14 protein-coding genes are annotated in these 16,816 nt (G+C 57.8%); 7 read left to right on the top strand and 7 right to left on the bottom strand.

What is annotated here, in order from left to right; translation table 11 throughout:
* Positions 1–330 precede the first annotated feature (330 nt).
* Positions 331–1,659: an MFS transporter gene (locus ISN39_RS28265; RefSeq protein WP_194731335.1), complete on the top strand. Its 1,329-nt coding sequence runs from the start codon at positions 331–333 to the stop codon at positions 1,657–1,659.
* Positions 1,660–1,907: 248 nt separating this feature from the next.
* Here ISN39_RS28265 and ISN39_RS28260 read toward each other — a convergent pair whose 3' ends face one another.
* The 7 genes from ISN39_RS28260 to ISN39_RS28230 all read right to left on the bottom strand — a co-directional run bounded on the left by ISN39_RS28260 (position 1,908) and on the right by ISN39_RS28230 (position 8,936).
* Positions 1,908–2,702: a thioredoxin family protein gene (locus tag ISN39_RS28260; RefSeq protein ID WP_194731334.1), complete on the bottom strand. Its 795-nt coding sequence runs from the start codon at positions 2,700–2,702 to the stop codon at positions 1,908–1,910.
* 375 nt (positions 2,703–3,077) lie between these two features.
* A complete protein-coding gene (locus ISN39_RS28255) occupies positions 3,078–3,278 on the bottom strand; it encodes a DUF2905 domain-containing protein (RefSeq protein ID WP_194731333.1) in 201 nt (66 codons plus the stop codon).
* Between the two features lie 328 nt (positions 3,279–3,606).
* Positions 3,607–4,539, bottom strand: coding sequence for a sugar phosphate isomerase/epimerase (locus ISN39_RS28250; RefSeq protein WP_074071656.1), 933 nt, complete (start codon positions 4,537–4,539; stop codon positions 3,607–3,609).
* A gap of 30 nt (positions 4,540–4,569) precedes the next feature.
* A complete protein-coding gene (locus tag ISN39_RS28245; protein ID WP_194731332.1) occupies positions 4,570–5,700 on the bottom strand; it encodes a sn-glycerol-3-phosphate import ATP-binding protein UgpC in 1,131 nt (376 codons plus the stop codon).
* Positions 5,701–5,730: 30 nt separating this feature from the next.
* Complete coding sequence (locus ISN39_RS28240) at positions 5,731–6,618, bottom strand: ABC transporter permease subunit (RefSeq protein WP_194731331.1); 888 nt, start codon at positions 6,616–6,618, stop codon at positions 5,731–5,733.
* Positions 6,619–6,625: 7 nt separating this feature from the next.
* Complete coding sequence (locus tag ISN39_RS28235; RefSeq protein WP_194731330.1) at positions 6,626–7,516, bottom strand: sugar ABC transporter permease; 891 nt, start codon at positions 7,514–7,516, stop codon at positions 6,626–6,628.
* A 76-nt stretch (positions 7,517–7,592) separates the two neighbouring features.
* Complete coding sequence (locus ISN39_RS28230; protein WP_194731329.1) at positions 7,593–8,936, bottom strand: extracellular solute-binding protein; 1,344 nt, start codon at positions 8,934–8,936, stop codon at positions 7,593–7,595.
* Between the two features lie 780 nt (positions 8,937–9,716).
* Here ISN39_RS28230 and ISN39_RS28225 point away from each other — a divergent pair.
* The 6 genes from ISN39_RS28225 (at position 9,717) to ISN39_RS28200 (ending at position 16,665) form a co-directional block, all read left to right on the top strand.
* Positions 9,717–10,895 (top strand): acyltransferase, encoded by a 1,179-nt coding sequence (locus ISN39_RS28225; RefSeq protein ID WP_194731328.1) that lies wholly within the window; start codon positions 9,717–9,719, stop codon positions 10,893–10,895.
* Between the two features lie 3 nt (positions 10,896–10,898).
* Positions 10,899–12,002 carry a glycosyltransferase family 2 protein gene (locus tag ISN39_RS28220; protein ID WP_194731327.1) on the top strand — a complete coding sequence of 368 codons (1,104 nt, stop codon included), beginning with the start codon at positions 10,899–10,901 and terminating at the stop codon, positions 12,000–12,002.
* A 109-nt stretch (positions 12,003–12,111) separates the two neighbouring features.
* Complete coding sequence (locus tag ISN39_RS28215; RefSeq protein ID WP_194731958.1) at positions 12,112–13,896, top strand: ABC transporter ATP-binding protein; 1,785 nt, start codon at positions 12,112–12,114, stop codon at positions 13,894–13,896.
* Positions 13,897–14,343: 447 nt separating this feature from the next.
* Entirely contained in the window at positions 14,344–14,553 is a 210-nt protein-coding gene (locus ISN39_RS28210; RefSeq protein ID WP_040115276.1) for a hypothetical protein, read from the top strand.
* Positions 14,507–14,788, top strand: coding sequence for a DUF1772 domain-containing protein (locus ISN39_RS28205; RefSeq protein ID WP_246763456.1), 282 nt, complete (start codon positions 14,507–14,509; stop codon positions 14,786–14,788). Before ISN39_RS28210 ends, ISN39_RS28205 begins: the two co-directional genes overlap by 47 nt.
* Positions 14,789–15,117: 329 nt before the next feature.
* Positions 15,118–16,665, top strand: a complete 1,548-nt coding sequence (locus ISN39_RS28200; RefSeq protein WP_281438327.1) for an MFS transporter — start codon at positions 15,118–15,120, stop codon at positions 16,663–16,665.
* The last annotated feature ends 151 nt before the right edge of the window (positions 16,666–16,816 follow it).

Below are 16,816 nucleotides of genomic sequence, written 5' to 3'. Positions count from 1 at the left end.
GATCATTGTTGTCTCGACCGGCGATGCGGAATTTTTTTCCGCTTCTTCTCAGGAGCTTCGCGGAGCGCGCAGGAGGAATTCCATATTGCGCGCGCGGCTCGATCGAAACCGTTGAGGCACGGCATAGGGCTCGGGCGGACATACTGTGAACGTCTCATCGGCATCGCGAGGCGAGCATGCTTGTCGGTCTTGATTTCGCGCCGCTTGCCTCACCGGCGACCGGCTGATTGTCGCGCGCCGCCGATCTGAGTGGGTGCCCGGTTTGGATCAGGCTGCTTTCATGCTAAAATACAAGAAGTTGGGGGGCGATGTTAAATGGGAGGAAGAAACATGCCCACTCAAGTTCCAAGGGATTTCCGCCGTGTGATCATTGCCGCGTCGGTAGGAAACGTCATCGAATGGTATGACTTCTATATCTTCGGAAGCTTGGCCGCGGTTCTTTCGGTGAAGTTCTTTGAGCAATCCCATCCAGTCGCAGCGCTGCTGAGTACGATTGCGCTGTTCACCGCAGGATTCCTTATCCGTCCACTGGGGGCGTTCCTTTTTGGCTGGATGGGTGACCGGGTCGGCCGCAAATACACGTTTCTCATTACGCTCAGCGGCATGGGGTTGGGCACCGGTGCGATCGGCTTGATGCCGACCTACGCGTCGATCGGGCTGACCGCTGCGTTCCTTCTCTTCGGCCTGCGGATGATCCAAGGCTTGTGCTTGGGCGGCGAGTATGGCGGCGCCATCACCTATGTCGCCGAGCATGTCCCCGACGAACGCCGTGGTTATTACACCGGGTGGCTTCAGACCTCTCCGACGCTCGGAATCGTCGTATCGCTGGCCGTGATCATCGCGACGCGCACCTATTTCGGCAACGAGGTCTTCGACGAATGGGCGTGGCGCATTCCGTTTTTGGTCTCCTTCCTGCTGGTAGCCATTGCAATCTACATCCGGCTTCAGCTTCAGGAGACACCGATCTTCGAGGAGATCAAGGCTAAGGGGCAGACGACCCGAAATCCATGGAAGGAAGCCTTCCTCAGCTCCAACATCCAATATGTCGGGATCGCCACCATCGTGCTGATCGGGCAGGGAGTGGTCTGGTATAGCGGTCAGTTCTGGGCATTGTACTTCCTGCAGCAGGTTTCCAAGGTAGACTCGTTGACCTCGTCCTATATCGTGGGAGCCGCGCTGCTCATTGCAACGCCGAGTTTGATCTTTTTTGGATGGCTGTCAGACATTATCGGCCGCAAGCCAGTGATCCTGGGAGGCATGTTGCTCGCCTCGATAACGTATTATCCGCTGTACTTGTGGCTGGGATCAGTCACGCAGCCTGGCAACATCAATTATCCAATCGCGATCTTCATCATCTTCATCCTGGTTTGCTACGTCGGGATGGTATATGGCCCGGTTGGTGCGTTCCTTGCTGAATACTTCCCCGGCAGGATCCGGTACACGTCAGTGTCGGTGCCATATCACATTGGCAATGGTTGGGGTGGCGGATTGGTGCCGTTCATCACCTCGGCGGCGTTCGCGGCCACTGGCAGCATTGGTTACGCGCTGATCTACCCGATCGCGGTTCCTGCCGTATGCTTCCTGCTCGCCCTTTTCTTGATGCCTGAGACCCGCAACATAAGCATCTGGGACCCGATTGAGCCTAAAGCGGAACTGTAACAAGGCCACATCGTGCGGGCCGCAAGGCCCGGCACATTGTTGTCGCACTGCAGTCCGCGTCTTTTCGGATGCGGTGGCCTTCGACGAGGGCAGGCACAATGCCCGTCCTCGTCGGCGATCCGGAGCAGGTCAGAAAAGATCGGATGCCTGTGCGGGTCCGCTGGCGCTATATTAAAGAACCGCTTCGTGCGGACGCCATATTCTCCGCGACCTGTTCCTCACCCCTCCAGCACCTGGCAGGTCATGGCTCAGGGCTTCGTGCTCGCTTGTTGGCTCCGGAACGCCGCCTCTCCAGCGTCCGACACCTCGACCCATTTCTTGTCGGGTATTGCGTTTGCAACGTAGCTGTCATGCCAGTTCCACCACTTGTACGTCGGGGTTTGAGGATAGCCTTCGGGCGAGTCCTCCCAGACCTCCTGCCGGCCCAATGGCGTGATGTCTAGGTAGTTCCAAGTGCCTCCCATTTGCTCGTCGCCGCGATTATTGACGAAGTAGGTGCGGAATACGCGGTCGCCGTCACGGTAGAACACGTTCGTGCCATGCCACTCGTCCACGCCGAAGTCGGCGTCGAAGCTATCGGTGAGAGTGAACCACGGCATCTCCCAGCCCATCCGCGCCTTCAGGCGCGCGATGTCGGACTGAGGCGCACGCGAGGCGAAGACGAGGGTGGTGTCACGCGCGTTCAGGTGCGCGACATGGGCGACTTGGTCGGCCACCATGGAGCAGCCCCGGCATGCGTGGTCGGGCCAGCCGAACACGCCCGACTCGAAGAAGGCGCGGTAGACGATCAACTGTCGCCGACCATCGAACAGGTCCAGCAGGCTTGCCTTACCCTCAGGTCCCTCGAACGCATACGCTGTCTCCACGGCCATCCGCGGCATTCGCCGGCGCTCGGCGGCCAGAGCGTCACGGGCGCGTGTCAGTGCCTTTTCTTTCACAAGCAGCTGCTGGCGGGCCGCCTCCCAGGCCTGGGGCGACACGACCGGTGGAGTGTGCATGCCAGGCTGTCTGCCTTTCCGACCATTTTCAGTTGATCTCGTCATGGCTTCAAATCTCCTGATTTGGGCGAATTTCCGCGCCTGCTTGCTGACGTTCGGTTCGCTCGTGGTGTCCGTGAGATAGTTTGGCACCGGAAAGCGAACAGGGGGAGTAACAAGTGTGGCGCTATTCCGACGGCATCGCTGACGAAGCCGCAGCGCGCACGCACATTGAAGCGCAAACCTCCGGGGTCTGAACCGCGTGGGCGTTGCGCAACGATGCTCTGGCTATCGTGATGGGTCGAGCGGGCCGCTTTCCCGCAAAGGGATGTGACGGCGATCTTCACTGACATTCTTCGAACGTCGGCGCATATCAAGCCGCAGAATGACCCCCCTCTTTCTTGGGCAAGGATGTGCGATCCTTACAACGGGCATAGCTTTTTAACGACTGAGGAGCCAGAGCATCACGGATAGCAAAATGCTGAAGAGCAGGCCGGTGGTAATTGGGATATAGATGGAGAAATTCTCGCGCTCGATGAGAAAGTCGCCCGGCAGCCTCCCCAAGCCGATGCGTGCAAGCCACGGCCAGAGAATACCGACCGCGACGACAAAAAGCCCAACTATGATGAGGATTCTAGACACGGCACACGATGCTATACGACTTCGGTCGAATAGATGATAACCGAATTTCGATATAGGCAACACTCTTACGTGGCGGTCACGCAACCCAGGACGAGCCCCTGAATATGTTCCAGTCGTTCTTCCAACGCAGCCGGCGATAAGAGATAAGCGAAGGGGGCATCAAGCGCGTCGATCTGGAAGGACCGGGAACTGGGACGGCAAAGGAGCTCCTGGTGCCGGCTTGCTGCTCGGCGATGCCAAGGATGGCGATCGTCAAGGAGAGCATTCAGCCGTTTGCTGTATTGGGGTAGGTCACCGCTTCTAACGACCAATCAGGTCAGGGCGGCAGCTACGACAGCTGCCGCTTTTCCGCTTTCCCCGCCATCCCCATCAATGTCGCCAAACGTCTTGCCCTTTCCAGGCAGGCCGGCTGCTGGTCACCAAATCGCTCCGCGTTAATTTCCATGATCAGCGACGTATCCGGAAGGAACGTGAGCTCGCCGAAAATACCCTCCCAAGGAATGTCGCCCCAGCCGATCGGCAAGTGGAGATCGCCGATGCCGAGGGCCGTTGCCTCGGCCGGATGGTAAAAGCGCGTCATGGAGTAGGGAAGGCCAAAGCTGTCATGGACATGCAGGTGACCGGTAACCGGCGCCATTGCGCGCAATTCTTCGAGAAAATCGAGATTGCGGTAGGTCGATTCGATATAGGCATGCGAGAAGTCGATCAGCGCAACAACATTGTCCGATCCGATAGCCCTGACAGTCGCGGCCACTTCGCTCGGCGTCTGGCGGTATTGGCCGCTTTCTGTGGTGAAGATGTTTTCAAGTGCGATGCGTACGCCGTAGCCCTTCGCGATATCGCCCATCTCGGCCAGTGCCTCGCGCTCCATTCGGTCAAGATCGGCGCCATTTTCGCCATCGGCAAGCTGTCCGGCACCTGAATGATGGACGAGTATGCCTGCACCAAGCCGGTTGCAGAGTTCGAGCATCGACCGCACGACCTTCTTTTGCAGCTGCAAATGCTCGCGGTCCATGAAGTTGGAGAGGATCTGGCCGTGCAGCGACAATTTCTTGAAAGGATGCTGGCGAACGATGTCGGCGACGCGGCGCGTGCGATCCTCGATGATGCGGCCGCCGCTGATGATTTCCTCGGCATAGATGCCGATTTCGCAGGCGTCGGCCCCCGTTTCGGCGATTTCCCGCAGCGAAGTGTCAAGCGCACTGAGGTCGCCCTTGCCGGTCCGGTTGCAAAATCCGACGGCGGAAATGATGTCGTTCATGCGGGTGTTCCTCCTGGGAACTCTCAAAAATCAGTGAACAATCGCCAGCGTCGAGGTGGCGGCCGCCGGATGCGGGGAGCTGGAATTGATCTTCATATCTATCCGGCGACCGCTATCGCGCTCGAAGACATGCAGTTGGGACGAGGGTAACTCCAGGCCTACTCGATCGCCTGGACGCACGCTCATGTGTTCGCTGATGACGGCTGCAAATGGCTCGCCATCGATCTCGGCATGGGCGACCCGACCGGAGCCAAGTTCCTCGACGAAGTCTATTGTCGCTCGCACGCCGCTGCCGTCCAGTGAAACGGCACATTGCTCCGGTCGAATACCGATCGTGACATCTCTTCCGCGCAAGCCGGCCGCAAGTGCAGGGTCGATGGGGACCTGCACGCCGCCGAAACGCACCGACGCAGTCTCGACCTCGACGCGTGTATTGAAGAGGTTCATCGCGGGAGAGCCGATGAAGGATGCGACGAATATGCTTGCCGGCCGATGATAGATGTCGAGCGGCTGACCGACCTGCTCGACATGCCCCTTATTCATTACCACGAGCTTGTCGGCAAGCGTCATCGCCTCGATCTGATCATGGGTGACGAAGACGGATGTTGCTGAAAGACGTTGGTGCAGTTTGCGGATTTCCGCCCGCATGGTCACCCGCAGCTTGGCGTCGAGATTCGACAGTGGCTCGTCGAAGAGAAACACCTGCGGCTCACGAATAATGGCGCGCGCCATCGCCACGCGCTGACGCTGGCCGCCGGACAATGCTGCTGGTTTGCGCGCAAGATACTCGGAAAGCCCGACGATCTTCGCCGTCTCCTCGATACGCGTTTCGCGCTCGGCCTTCGACACACCGGCTACCTTCAGCGCGTAACCGATATTTTGGGCCACGGTCATATGCGGATAAAGCGCATAGTTCTGGAACACCATGGCGCAGCCGCGCTCGCGCGGCTCGAGCCTGTTGACGACGCGACCGTTGATTGCGATTTCGCCGGCGGTAATCTCCTCGAGTCCAGCGATCATGCGTAGAAGCGTCGACTTTCCGCAGCCAGAGGGACCGAGAATGACGACAAATTCGCCCGAGCCAAAGGACAGGTCGACGCCGTGCAGCGTCTGGGTCTTACCATAGGATTTGCGCACGGCGCGGATATCGATGTCAGCCATATTTGAACCTCGTTTCTTAAAATCGCCAGGTCACTTTTCGGTGGCGACCAGGCCACGCACGAACCAGCGTTGCAGCACCGCAACGACGACGAGCGGCGGCGCCATGATGATGAGTGAACCTGCCAGCGTGACATTCCAGTCGGGCAGGCTGTTTTCCGAAGGGAGCAGCGCGCTCAGCGACATCATGGTCGTCTTGTAGGCCGGGTCTGTGATCATCAGCAGCGGCCAAAGATATTGGTTCCAACCGTAGACGAACATGATCGTGGTGAGCGCTAACATGTTGGTGCGCGAAAGAGGTATCAGCATGTCGACGAAAAAGCGCACTGGTCCGGAACCGTCCATGCGGGCGGCTTCGGCGAGCTCATTTGGCAGCGTCATGAAGAATTGCCGGTAGAGGAATGTGCCTGTTGCGGTGGCAATCAGCGGCAGGGTGAGGCCCGCATAGGAATTCAGCAGGTTCCATTCGACCGATACCTCGATGCCGGTCAGTGCCGAAATCAGTAATCGAAATGGCTGGAAAAGGTCGGCGGCCACGGCATAGGTCGGCACCACGCGAACTTCGAGCGGTAGCATCAGCGTGATGAACACGATCCAGAAGAAAAAATGCTTGAGTGGCGTGCGGAAGAACACGATGGCGAAGGCCGTGCAGGCCGAAAGGGCCACTTTGCCGACGGTGACGAGACAGGCCATGATGAAGCTGTTGATCATGGCCGAGCCGAGATTGGCGCGCGACCAGGCAGCGGAGGCGTTTTCGAGGAAGCGGTCCTGGGGAAGGAAATGGAACGGCACGCTGTTGATCTGTTGCAGCGTTTGACTGGCACCGGCCAGAATGACGAGAAAGGGGCCAATCAGCAGGATAAAGCCCAAGACCATCAGCAGATAGGTCAGTGCATCGGCGATCGGCGTGCGCTGGATCATGGCGGGCTCACTTATAGTGCACACGCTTCTCGATGAAGCGAAATTGGATGAACGTGAAGAGCATGATCAGGCCGATCAGGACGATGCTCTGCGCGGAAGCGCCAGAGTAGTTGAGCCCCTTGAACGCTTCGTCCACGATGCGAAAAACCATCACCTCGGTGCCGTGATTTGGTCCGCCGCCAGTCGTGCTGTGTACGATACCGAAGGTGTCCGAACCGACAAACCCCTCCGTCATCATGATGACGAGCAGAAAGAACAGCGTCGGCGCCAGCAGCGGAACTTGGATATCGATCGCGCGACGGATCGGTCCGGCGCCGTCCATCGCGGCGGCTTCCGTCAGAGAGCGCGGCACGGATTGCAGGCCGGCCAACAGGAAGATGAACGTGTAACCGGTCCATTTCCAGGCAAAGATGACGATGACGAGGATGAGAGCGTGGGCACCGTATTTTGCCGGGTTCCAGAAATCAGGGAACGCGGCATTGACCGAGGCCATCAGCCCGCGTTCTGGCGACAGAATGAACCGGAAGGCCATGCCGGCTGCCGGTCCGGCGATTGCATATGGAAGGATATAGAGGAACCGGAATAGCCCAGAACCGGGCAGCCGCCGATCCACTGCAATCGCCAGCACGAGACCGACCAGGATAGTGAAGCAAGTCCCGCAAAGGGCGAAGATGAGGCTGACGGCGACGGAATTCCAATAGAATGGATCGGCGAACACCTCGTCAAAATTCGTCAGTCCGACAAATTCCGCTACCCCGCCAAAGGGAGGCTCAAGTGTGAAAGCCCACTTCATCACCGCGATTGCCGGCCAGTAGAAGAAGAGAAGGATCAGAAGAATCTGCGGCAGGGCGAAAAGAATTGGCAGCCACCAGCTTTTGAAAACGGCCCGCTTTTCCATGGATCAATCAAACCAAAAGTACTTCAGGGACAAGAGCCTGCCATATGCGACCGGCAGGCTCTTGCTGACGAGAAACTCAGTTCAGCTTCTGACCGGCATAGGTTTTTTCAAATCGGCGCAGCACGGCGTTGCTTCGATCGGCGGCCTGGTCGAGTTCAGCCTGCACGTCGGCATTCTGCATGAAAATCGCCTCCAGCGCCGTAGAGACCTCCTTGCGGACCTGGGTGAAACCACCGAGGCGGATACCGCGGGTATTCTGCGAGGTCGGCGTGTAGGTCAGGCTGGCGATCGCGAGCTCGCGGCCCTTGTAAGGAGCCTTGTCGTAGAAGCCATTGGCCTTCATGGCTTCAAAGCCGGTCTTGGTGACCGGAATGTAGCCAGTGACCGTCGACCACCATTGCGCCATTTCCGGCGTGGCGAGGAAGTTCAGGAAAGCGGATGCGCCCTTGTACTCGGCTTCCGGACGGCCGGCCATGACCCATAGCGAGGCGCCGCCGACCAGCGAGTTCTGTCGTTGCGTGCCTTTCCAGACCGGCAGCATCGCAACCTCCCACTTGACGCCTTCCGGCAGCGTCTTGCCAATCGTGCCATGGTCAGCGATCGAGGTCTGAATCATCTGGCATGTCTGCGAGGTGAACGCGGGGACGATGTCCATCCCGAGCTGTTTCGTTTTGACGACGAACAGCTTCTCGTCGACCATTTTCTTGAAGAATTTCACATGGTCGACGAATTTGGTCTTGTTGAAGACCAGTTCGGCGTCCAGCCCCTGGTAGCCGTTGCCCTGGGTTGCGATCGGCTGGTTGTGGATGGCGGAAAATTGCTCCATCATCTGCCATGTATCGAAGTTAAAGCCGAGCGGGCAATCGAAACCCGCCGCCTTCAGCTTGCGAGCGGCTTCCTCGACCTCTTCCCAGGTTTCCGGCTTGAAGTCGATGCCGGCCTTCTGGAAAGCGTCGACATTGTAATAGAACATGGCGGTTGAAGAGTTGAACGGGAAGGAGTTCAACTCCCCTCCAGCTGTCGCGTAGTAATTGGCGATGCCGCTGAAATAGTTGGTCCAGTCGATCGTGTAGCCGTTGTCGGCCATCAGTTTCTTGGCCGGTACGAACGCTCCGGAGAGCATCATGTCGAGCGTTCCGGCGTCGTAGATCTGGGTGATCGCCGGCTGCTTCTTGGCACGATAGGCGGCAATCGTGTTCTGAAGCGTCGTGTCATAGCTGTTCTGCGAAGTGCAGACGATTTCATAGTCAGCCTGCATGTCGTTAAACTTTTTGCAGGCGTCTTGCACGCGCTCCCCGAGATCGCCCGACAGGCCGTACCAGAATTCGAATTTGGTCTTCTCTGCATGGGCCGGACCAGCACCAAATGCGGTGGCGGCCAGGATGGACGCCAGAGCTGATTGAAGAACAGTGAGTCTCATCGCAAATGCTCCTTGCACGGATAAAGATGACCGCTGGCGCCTTAGGTGGCCATGGTTCGTTCGCTGCTTCAGCTAGCAGTCCAATGTGACAGTCAGCGTTAACTTCCGTGAAACTTAAATGACGAAGTCTGCAATTCCGTTCACCGCGCCGAGAGCTGTTTATACGTGTGCGCGACCGAGGAATTTCAGGCCGAAAGCCGCTTGCGGCTTGCTGGCCCGGACAATCGCACCATGATGAATGGACGTGGTACAGGCGCTCGCAGATGTGATGCAAAATCGTCCTCGTTGACAAGTGACCACCAGATGTTCCGGCTACCTGCCGCTGGTTGCTGGCCGATGGGTTCGGCACCCTCACGAAACTGCCGTCCTTCCAGGCAGTCTTGGAACGTGCTCGGAAGGGCCGTCCGCTCTCGGCGACAGGCAGGATGCGGCCACCCACGTGAAATGCTCGGAGCTCTTAATTGACGGGCACAATGGCGGCCACAGCATAGCGGCGACCGGTTGCGCCGACTTCCTTGGAGGTGGCGTCGCACCGGCTTGTTTGCCCGAGGGCATGGTGCGCAGAACACAGTCGAAGTCGAGGCAGGCGCTACGGAGCCATATCGGACTAAAGTCTGATATGGCGTTAGCGTCACAGTTTGGCCCGATTCCCCCGAATTTTTAGGAAGCGCTTTGATACTTCGATCCGCCTCATCGGGAACGGAATAATAGCAGCAGGCTGCAGGAGTGCAGCCGGGCGTTGCTTCGGCGACGAGGGGCCCACGAGACTGAGGGGGATCCATGTTTCATGCACGCGATCGGCAACTGGATGGTCTTCGGACTTTTGCCATTTCAATGGTGCTGTACGACCATTTCTTGGCAGCCGAAGGATCAGTTTTGGGCCATCTGGGCGTCCGACTGTTCTTTGTACTCAGCGGCTTCTTGATAACGCGGCTTCTCTTAGAAGCGCGCTCGGCAATCCAATATGAGCCAGGCAATGCGCTGAAATCGTTCTATCTTCGCCGCGCACTTCGGATATTTCCCCCGTACTTCGCAGTCCTAGGCTTCGTCTGGTTTGTCGACCTTGAAGGTGCTCGGGGCAGCCTCAAATGGCACGCGCTCTATCTCTCAAATTTCTGGTATGCCCTTCGTGATGAATGGACGCCGTGGGTGTTGTGCCACACTTGGAGCCTAAGCATCGAGGAGCAGTTTTACATCGCTTGGCCGCTGGTCATCCTGTTCGCGCCGCGCCGGTTGATCGTACCGATTTGCATCGCCGTCATCACATTTTCGCTGGGGTATCGTTTCTACTGGCCACTGACAGGCACACCGTCTCTCGCGCGTGACCTTCTTCCTCCAGCGTCGATGGATGCGCTCGTCGCAGGCGCGTTCCTTGCAGTCCATCGAAGCAGAACCGATGTCTGGCCACAATGGATACGGCTTAGCTGGGTTCCCTTAACTGTCGTCGCCGTCATTTTCCTCTGGCTGAAATCAGCCGCCATGCCGCCGGCGCTTGAATGGCTGGCATGGATCGGTCGCGAGCTTACTCCCCTCGTACCATTCGTATTGCTGGTTGGATGTTGTTCGTCAGGCCTGCGAGGCGCCTTCGGCCGCCTGTTGGAGCTCTCGCCGATTGTCGCCATCGGGCGCATAAGCTACGGCGTTTATCTTTTCCATCCAATTGTCCTTTCGCTGATCGTCAAGGCTCAACCCTGGATTCCGGTGAATGTCTCAGAACAGGGTCCTTCACGCTTTGTGATTGGAACAACAGCCACCTTGATGGTCGCTTCAATCTCTTGGCTGGCTTTCGAAAGACCGCTCAACCAGCTCAAACGCTACTTTCCCTACGTCCGCTCCGGAAGCTTCGCCTACCTCCCGTCGTCTATCAAGCAAAGTGAGGCTGGGGGACGGGAATATGATGCTTCAGCCTATCGCCGCAGCTATGCCAATCGCGGCATTTCCGATGAACATGCGAGCTGAACGATGTCTGTTCCATTGATCTCTGTTGTGCTGCCTGTCTATAACGGCGAACCTTACGTTGCTGCAGCGCTGGAAAGCATTCTGCGCCAGGACTATGGGCGCTTTGAAGTGATTGCACTTGACGACGGCTCGACCGATCGATCGTTGAGTATTCTCCAACGGTATCGAAAAGTCGACGATCGCGTGCGCATCGTTTCGCGGGAGAACCGCGGGCTCGTTGCGACCTTGAATGAGGGCATCGCCTTGGCGAGGGGCGACCTAATCGCCAGGATGGATGCAGACGACATTTCCTATCCGTCCCGCTTTTCACGCCAGGTGGCACTTTTTGCCCAGCAGCCCCAGCTCGCCATGAGTGGAACGGGCATCGATCAGCTTCTCGGTAATCGCGTTGTGCGCGGCAAGCCAAATCCGATCTATCAGTCCGGGGATTGGCACATACTGTCGCTGTTCTTTACGATCTTCTTGCACTCGACCGTGATGTTTAACCGAAGGGTCGTTCCCGAAGACATGCTGGTATATGACGCCGGTTATGTGCATGCGGAGGATTTCGATCTTTTCAGGCGAATCGCACGAGAGTTTCCCGCGGCAATGATCGATGATAGCCTGGTCGCCTATCGTATTCACTCCGACAGTGTCACGAGCAGACATAAGCACCAAATGCGTCGAACCCATCTGAAGATCGTTGCAGAGAACCTCGAGCGGCAATCTCTTAACGACGACCCCGACGCTCTTCATGAGATCGGCGCAGACGTCACACTGGACACGGTACGCCGTGTGGCAGATTGCATTCTCACGCTGGAAAGAAAAATTGCCAAGCAAGCTGCGCCGGCGTCCTCCAGCTATGCGGACGGAGCCTTGTGTTTCTTCTATTTCCTCTATCAGCTCATTGCCGATGAGCAGCGTCCCGAACTAACCCACGAGTTTCTCACGCGAACCGGAAAGTGGCAGGTCATTCGACGGCGGGAGCGATATGGACTTCGCTCCGCCGTTCATGCCCCGTGGTTGTGCCGCTTTTCAGATGGGGCCACCCGGCGGGCGGATGCGCTGGCGCGTTACTGCCAGTCGGTGCCGGTCAAAATGGTCCCGCCGCTTCAGGGGCTCGCATAGTGGCGGGGGGTGCTGCCGCGCTTGCACCTCCTGTCACCTTCGTACGACGGGAGCTGTCAGTGGTAAACCCGATCGACCAGATAACTCGTCTGCTGAGGTCACAACCGCCATGCTAGAATTCATTATGTCGAGCTTTCGGCTATTGCGTCAGGCTCTGGGCAAAAAGATCGGCCTCATTGCGGTTGTCGTCGTTCTTGGGCTCAGCAGCGCTGTCCTTGAAGGCACTGGCATTGGCCTTATTATTCCCATGCTCGGCATCATTGCCGGCGAGAAGGATCCCTCAGGAATGGCCGGGTTCTCAGCCGTCTTCCAGCAAGTGGGCGCCGGCCTGGATGACCGCGCAAGGCTGATCGCGATCGCTGCCGCCATCCTTGGATTGATCACCCTGAAGAATGTGCTGGCGTTCGCCAACGCCGTGCTTGCCAATTTCATCTACGGCAAAGCCGGCCATGCGATCCGCAGCTCTCTTGCGGGGCAGCTTTTGACGATCGGGTACCCGTTTTTTCTCCAGCAAAGCCCTGGGCGGCTGCTCAATATCATCTCCAACGAATCCTGGCGGGCTTCGGATGCGATACAAACTATGCTCGCTTCGATCGTGTCCGCCTCGGCCGTCGTCATTTTGCTCGCCTTTCTCCTGCTTCTTTCATGGCAGATGACGCTGTGTGTTGCATTGGGGCTTGTTCTGATCCAGGCCATTCATGCGATCTTGTCAGCCAGTCTGAAAGCCCCGAGCCGCAATGTCACTTCGTTCAACGGTGAGCTCGCCGCCAGGATGCTTCATCTCGTACATGCCGGACGGCTGATTCGTGCATTCGGACAGGAGCAGCGAGAAAAAGCAGTCTTTGGTTTCGCTTCAGATGCCGTACGAAAAGCGGGTTTCGTCCTCCAATCCCGCCAGGCTGCACTGCCGCCGCTGACCGAGACGCTTCATTCGGGTCTGTTTCTAGCAGTCGTGGTCGGCGCCTGGCTTTGGGGAGTGAGTTTTCCGATTATCGTGGCTTTCGTGGTCCTACTCTATCGGCTGCAGCCACACGTCCGTTCATTGCAAATGGCATGGAGCCAAGTGCAGAGCTGGAGCGGCTCTTTGGAAGAGGTCAGATGGCTTCTGGATTCGTCTGACAAGCCGCCGCCGCCTGCAGGCGACGGCCAGCTTCATGCGCCTGTTCAGCGAATCAAATTTGATCGCGTGACTTTCAAATATCCGGGGTCTGGCTCGCGACCCGTCGTGCTGCGCGCCGCGACTTTCGAAATTCGCCAAGGTCGGTCGACGGCCATTATCGGACGGTCGGGTGCTGGAAAAACGACAATTGTCAATCTTCTGTGTCGATTTGTGGAGCCCGATGAAGGAGACATTCTGGCCGATGGCACCCCTCTTAATCAAATCGATCCCGTCCTGTGGCGAAGGCAAATTGCGCTCGCCAGCCAGGACCTTGAGCTGATCGACGGCACTATTCTCCAGAATATTACCTATGGTCACAACGCCTCGTTGGCCGAGGCGGAGAGCGCAGCAAAGCTTGCCGAGGCGCATGAGTTCATCGAGAAGCTTCCTGACGGATATGAGACGATCGTCGGCTATAGGGGAGCCAGCCTTTCGGCTGGTCAACGGCAGCGGATCGCCCTGGCAAGGGCCCTCGTGCGCGATCCGGAAATCCTCATCCTGGACGAGGCCACGAACGCCATGGACGGATTGTCTGAAGCAGCGATCGTGGAGACCTTGAAATCAAGAGCTGGTCGTCGTGCGACGATCGTCATCAGCCATCACCGCAGCACGATCTCATTTTGCGACGACGTTGTGATCCTTGATGGCGGCCGCGTCAGGAACCAGACCCCGTTTGCCGAAATCGCGACTTTAAGCATGGACCAACTCTACGAGCACGCAACCCTCTCTTCCTAAGGGCAGGATTGATTGCGCATGATTGTCAGTCGTTTTCGCTTTGCCTTCGCCGCAGGCATTGGTCCTTTCCGATATCGATGCGTCCTGACTGTCTCCGAGTCGCTTAACGCGTTGAACGATGATCTGCTCCAGCGCCAGTCGAACGCAGCGAGCCACCGCCCGGTCGGCTGTGACGCGCCGCCTGCTCCGCTCATCCGAAGTTGTTATCCCGCTAACATTTTCAGTTGACGCCTTTAGCCTACGCCCTAGCTGACGGTTGAGGGCATCAAAGTGAAGAAGATGGCAATGCCCTTCGAAGGATCATTTTAGACGCGCGAACAATCGCGCGGGCGTCAAGCTCATTCTCAAGGAGACTGCCGCCCTTCGCGACGATAATGGAAAGAACGCCAACGTGCCGCCGGACGGGCAAGGCTTCAAGAGGAGCAGCAGCTATTAGCGGAGATCAACATGCCACAGCTTGAAAGAATTCCCCATGTCGTGCCCCACGACGAACATGTCGTCACTGCAAGAGAAGCTCTTGAGGGGCTCTATCTGAAGCTTGAGCAGGAAGCTGAAGTGCGTCTGATCGCGGCCGCACTTCGAGCGGGCTGGTCTGCCGAAGAGGCGTTGGATGCCATCGACCAGTTACGCCAGGAAGACATGCATTCGATGCATTAACGAGACCTCGCACGGCACGCACCCGACAAGTCGGTCGCGCAAGGCGCCCGCGCTCTGGTTTGCCGCTGCCGCGGTCGTCTATCTGGTTTTCGGACTGCTGCTCACATTCACGGTGAACGTGCCTATGAAGGAGACGTTAGCCGCGATTGCCGTTCCCCATGATATCGAGACGGCGGGAAGTATCCGGCGGGACTATTCGGAGCGATGGCAGTTTTTAAACCAGGTGAGAGAATAGCCTTGGCCCTTGCGGCCTTTGGGGTGGCAAGGTTGTGACCGGAGTACCAGGCCTGAATGACCGCATAGAGTTGACGGCGAACGTCACCGTCGGGAGAGGAGGGCGTGCGCCGCTGCCGTGGTATTGTCTTGTCCAGTCCTCCGTCGGTCCTGCGCGCGTCTGGGATGAAACCCGTCAAACCAATAGCCGTTGAAAGTCTGGCTTAACCCTGCATTCCGGTCTGTGCGGGACGTTTATTGCGGTTCGGTAGACTTATGGGCGGTTGGCGCTGGTTGCCAAAATCTCGAGGGGAGGCGAGATTTGCAAACTCATAACTCGGGAGGCAGCCTGTGCAGGAACATCTTGCAGAAAAACCCCAGCCCACCGCCGGCAGCCGCGAATGGATCGGCCTCTATGTTCTGTCGATCGCCTGCCTTATCTATTCGATGGATTTGTCCGTCCTGTTTCTCGCGATGCCGGCGATTGTCTCAGATCTCGATCCATCCGCATCGGAACTGCTCTGGATAAACGATATCTACGGCTTCATGGTTTCGGGATTTTTGGTGACCATGGGCACACTTGGAGATCGGATAGGACGAAGACGGGTGCTGCTAATCGGTGCTTTCGCCTTCGCCGTCGCCTCCTCGCTTGCGGCGGCAGCCAGCACCGCTCAACAATTGATCATTGCACGTGCTCTGCTTGGTGTCGCCGGTGCCACGATCGCTCCTTCCACGTTGTCACTTGTAGTCAACCTTTTCCAGGACGAGGCCGAGCGCAACCGGGCGATCAGTATATGGGGCACGGCCTTCGCAATTGGTGGCCTCGTTGGCCCGCTCTTAGGAGGCGCGTTACTGGAGTATTTCCATTGGGGGTCGGTCTTCCTGATCAATATTCCGGTTATGATGGCCTTGCTGATCGCAGCTCCCTTTCTCCTGCCGGAGTATAGAAATGACGAGGGCGGCAAACTCGATCTTCCGAGTGTCTTGTTGTCCCTTGCAACCGTTCTGCCGATTATCTACGGCTTCAAGCATATGGCCGCCGATGGTTTCAAACCGGGCCAGCTGCTTCCAATCGTTGTTGGCGTTTTGGTCGGCATCGTGTTCGTGCGTCGCCAGAAGCATCTTGTTCACCCCTTGATCGATCTTGGTCTCTTTGTCGTTCCGTCCTTCACGGCTTCACTGATGGTCAATCTCGCCGGTGTATTTTTCGTCTTCGGTATTTTCCTGCTCCAGAACCTGTTTCTGCAACTGGTGCTCGGGCTTTCGCCCCTGGGAGCGGCGTTGTGGTCGGTGCCATCGGCGCTGGTCTTTACCGTTATGTCTTTTCAGGCCTATCGCTTCACCAACCGGTTCGGTCCGGTCAGTACCGTGATCGGGGGTCTGATCGTCAATGCTGTCGGAACAACTGCCATGGCGGCTGCGGCATACGCTGAAAGTCTCATTGGAATCCTGATGGCAAGCATGCTTATTGGACTGGGCTTCGTGCCGGTTATCCTCACGACGACGGGGCTGATCGTCAGCACCGCGCCGCCCGAACGTGCTGGATCTGCCTCTGCCATTTCGGAAACCAGTGCGGAATTCGGCGGCGCGCTCGGTGTCGCCTTACTCGGCAGTCTTGGAACGCTGGTCTATCGCATGACGATGGACCAAGTGAACTTAAGCGGTTTCAACGAGGCACAGGTCGTGGCGATCTCCGCGACGCTCGCTGGAGCGGTGGAGATCGCAAGGACATTGGGCGAATCAGCGGAGCTTCCTTGGCTCGAGACGGCGAAACGCGGCTTCGCGCTCGGTTTTGCTGCCTGCTGCGCCCTTGCCTCGGTTACGCTGCTGATTTTGGCCGCCGTCGCTCGCAACGTGTATGCAAGCGGGGCTATCGATGAAAACGACGCGCCGCGCTAGGCGGTTAGAATTGATCCGCGATCGAAAGGCCATCGGCTGGTCGCTCAAGGTCGCGGGCTGCCCTGCTGCGCCTCTTCGGTGCAGCAAGTCCCAAACGCTTCTCCTGGACGGGCGATTGTTGACGTGGAGGGTCCCAGTCATCAGCGGAGGG

The organism is Rhizobium sp. 007, from assembly GCF_015353075.1.
Lineage (GTDB): Bacteria > Pseudomonadota > Alphaproteobacteria > Rhizobiales > Rhizobiaceae > Rhizobium.
This window is presented reverse-complemented; position numbering and strand designations above follow the sequence as displayed.

What these genes read in the sequence shown, in the direction of transcription:
- ISN39_RS28215 (WP_194731958.1), top strand. Translation starts at nt 12,112, where the DNA reads ATGCTAGAATTCATTATGTCGAGCTTTCGGCTATTGCGTCAGGCTCTG.
- ISN39_RS28220 (WP_194731327.1), top strand. Translation starts at nt 10,899, where the DNA reads ATGTCTGTTCCATTGATCTCTGTTGTGCTGCCTGTCTATAACGGCGAA.
- ISN39_RS28225 (WP_194731328.1), top strand. Translation starts at nt 9,717, where the DNA reads ATGTTTCATGCACGCGATCGGCAACTGGATGGTCTTCGGACTTTTGCC.
- ISN39_RS28205 (WP_246763456.1), top strand. Translation starts at nt 14,507, where the DNA reads ATGCCATCGACCAGTTACGCCAGGAAGACATGCATTCGATGCATTAAC.
- ISN39_RS28210 (WP_040115276.1), top strand. Translation starts at nt 14,344, where the DNA reads ATGCCACAGCTTGAAAGAATTCCCCATGTCGTGCCCCACGACGAACAT.
- ISN39_RS28245 (WP_194731332.1), bottom strand. Translation starts at nt 5,700, where the DNA reads ATGGCTGACATCGATATCCGCGCCGTGCGCAAATCCTATGGTAAGACC.
- ISN39_RS28235 (WP_194731330.1), bottom strand. Translation starts at nt 7,516, where the DNA reads ATGGAAAAGCGGGCCGTTTTCAAAAGCTGGTGGCTGCCAATTCTTTTC.
- ISN39_RS28240 (WP_194731331.1), bottom strand. Translation starts at nt 6,618, where the DNA reads ATGATCCAGCGCACGCCGATCGCCGATGCACTGACCTATCTGCTGATG.
- ISN39_RS28260 (WP_194731334.1), bottom strand. Translation starts at nt 2,702, where the DNA reads ATGACGAGATCAACTGAAAATGGTCGGAAAGGCAGACAGCCTGGCATG.
- ISN39_RS28265 (WP_194731335.1), top strand. Translation starts at nt 331, where the DNA reads ATGCCCACTCAAGTTCCAAGGGATTTCCGCCGTGTGATCATTGCCGCG.
- ISN39_RS28250 (WP_074071656.1), bottom strand. Translation starts at nt 4,539, where the DNA reads ATGAACGACATCATTTCCGCCGTCGGATTTTGCAACCGGACCGGCAAG.
- ISN39_RS28230 (WP_194731329.1), bottom strand. Translation starts at nt 8,936, where the DNA reads ATGAGACTCACTGTTCTTCAATCAGCTCTGGCGTCCATCCTGGCCGCC.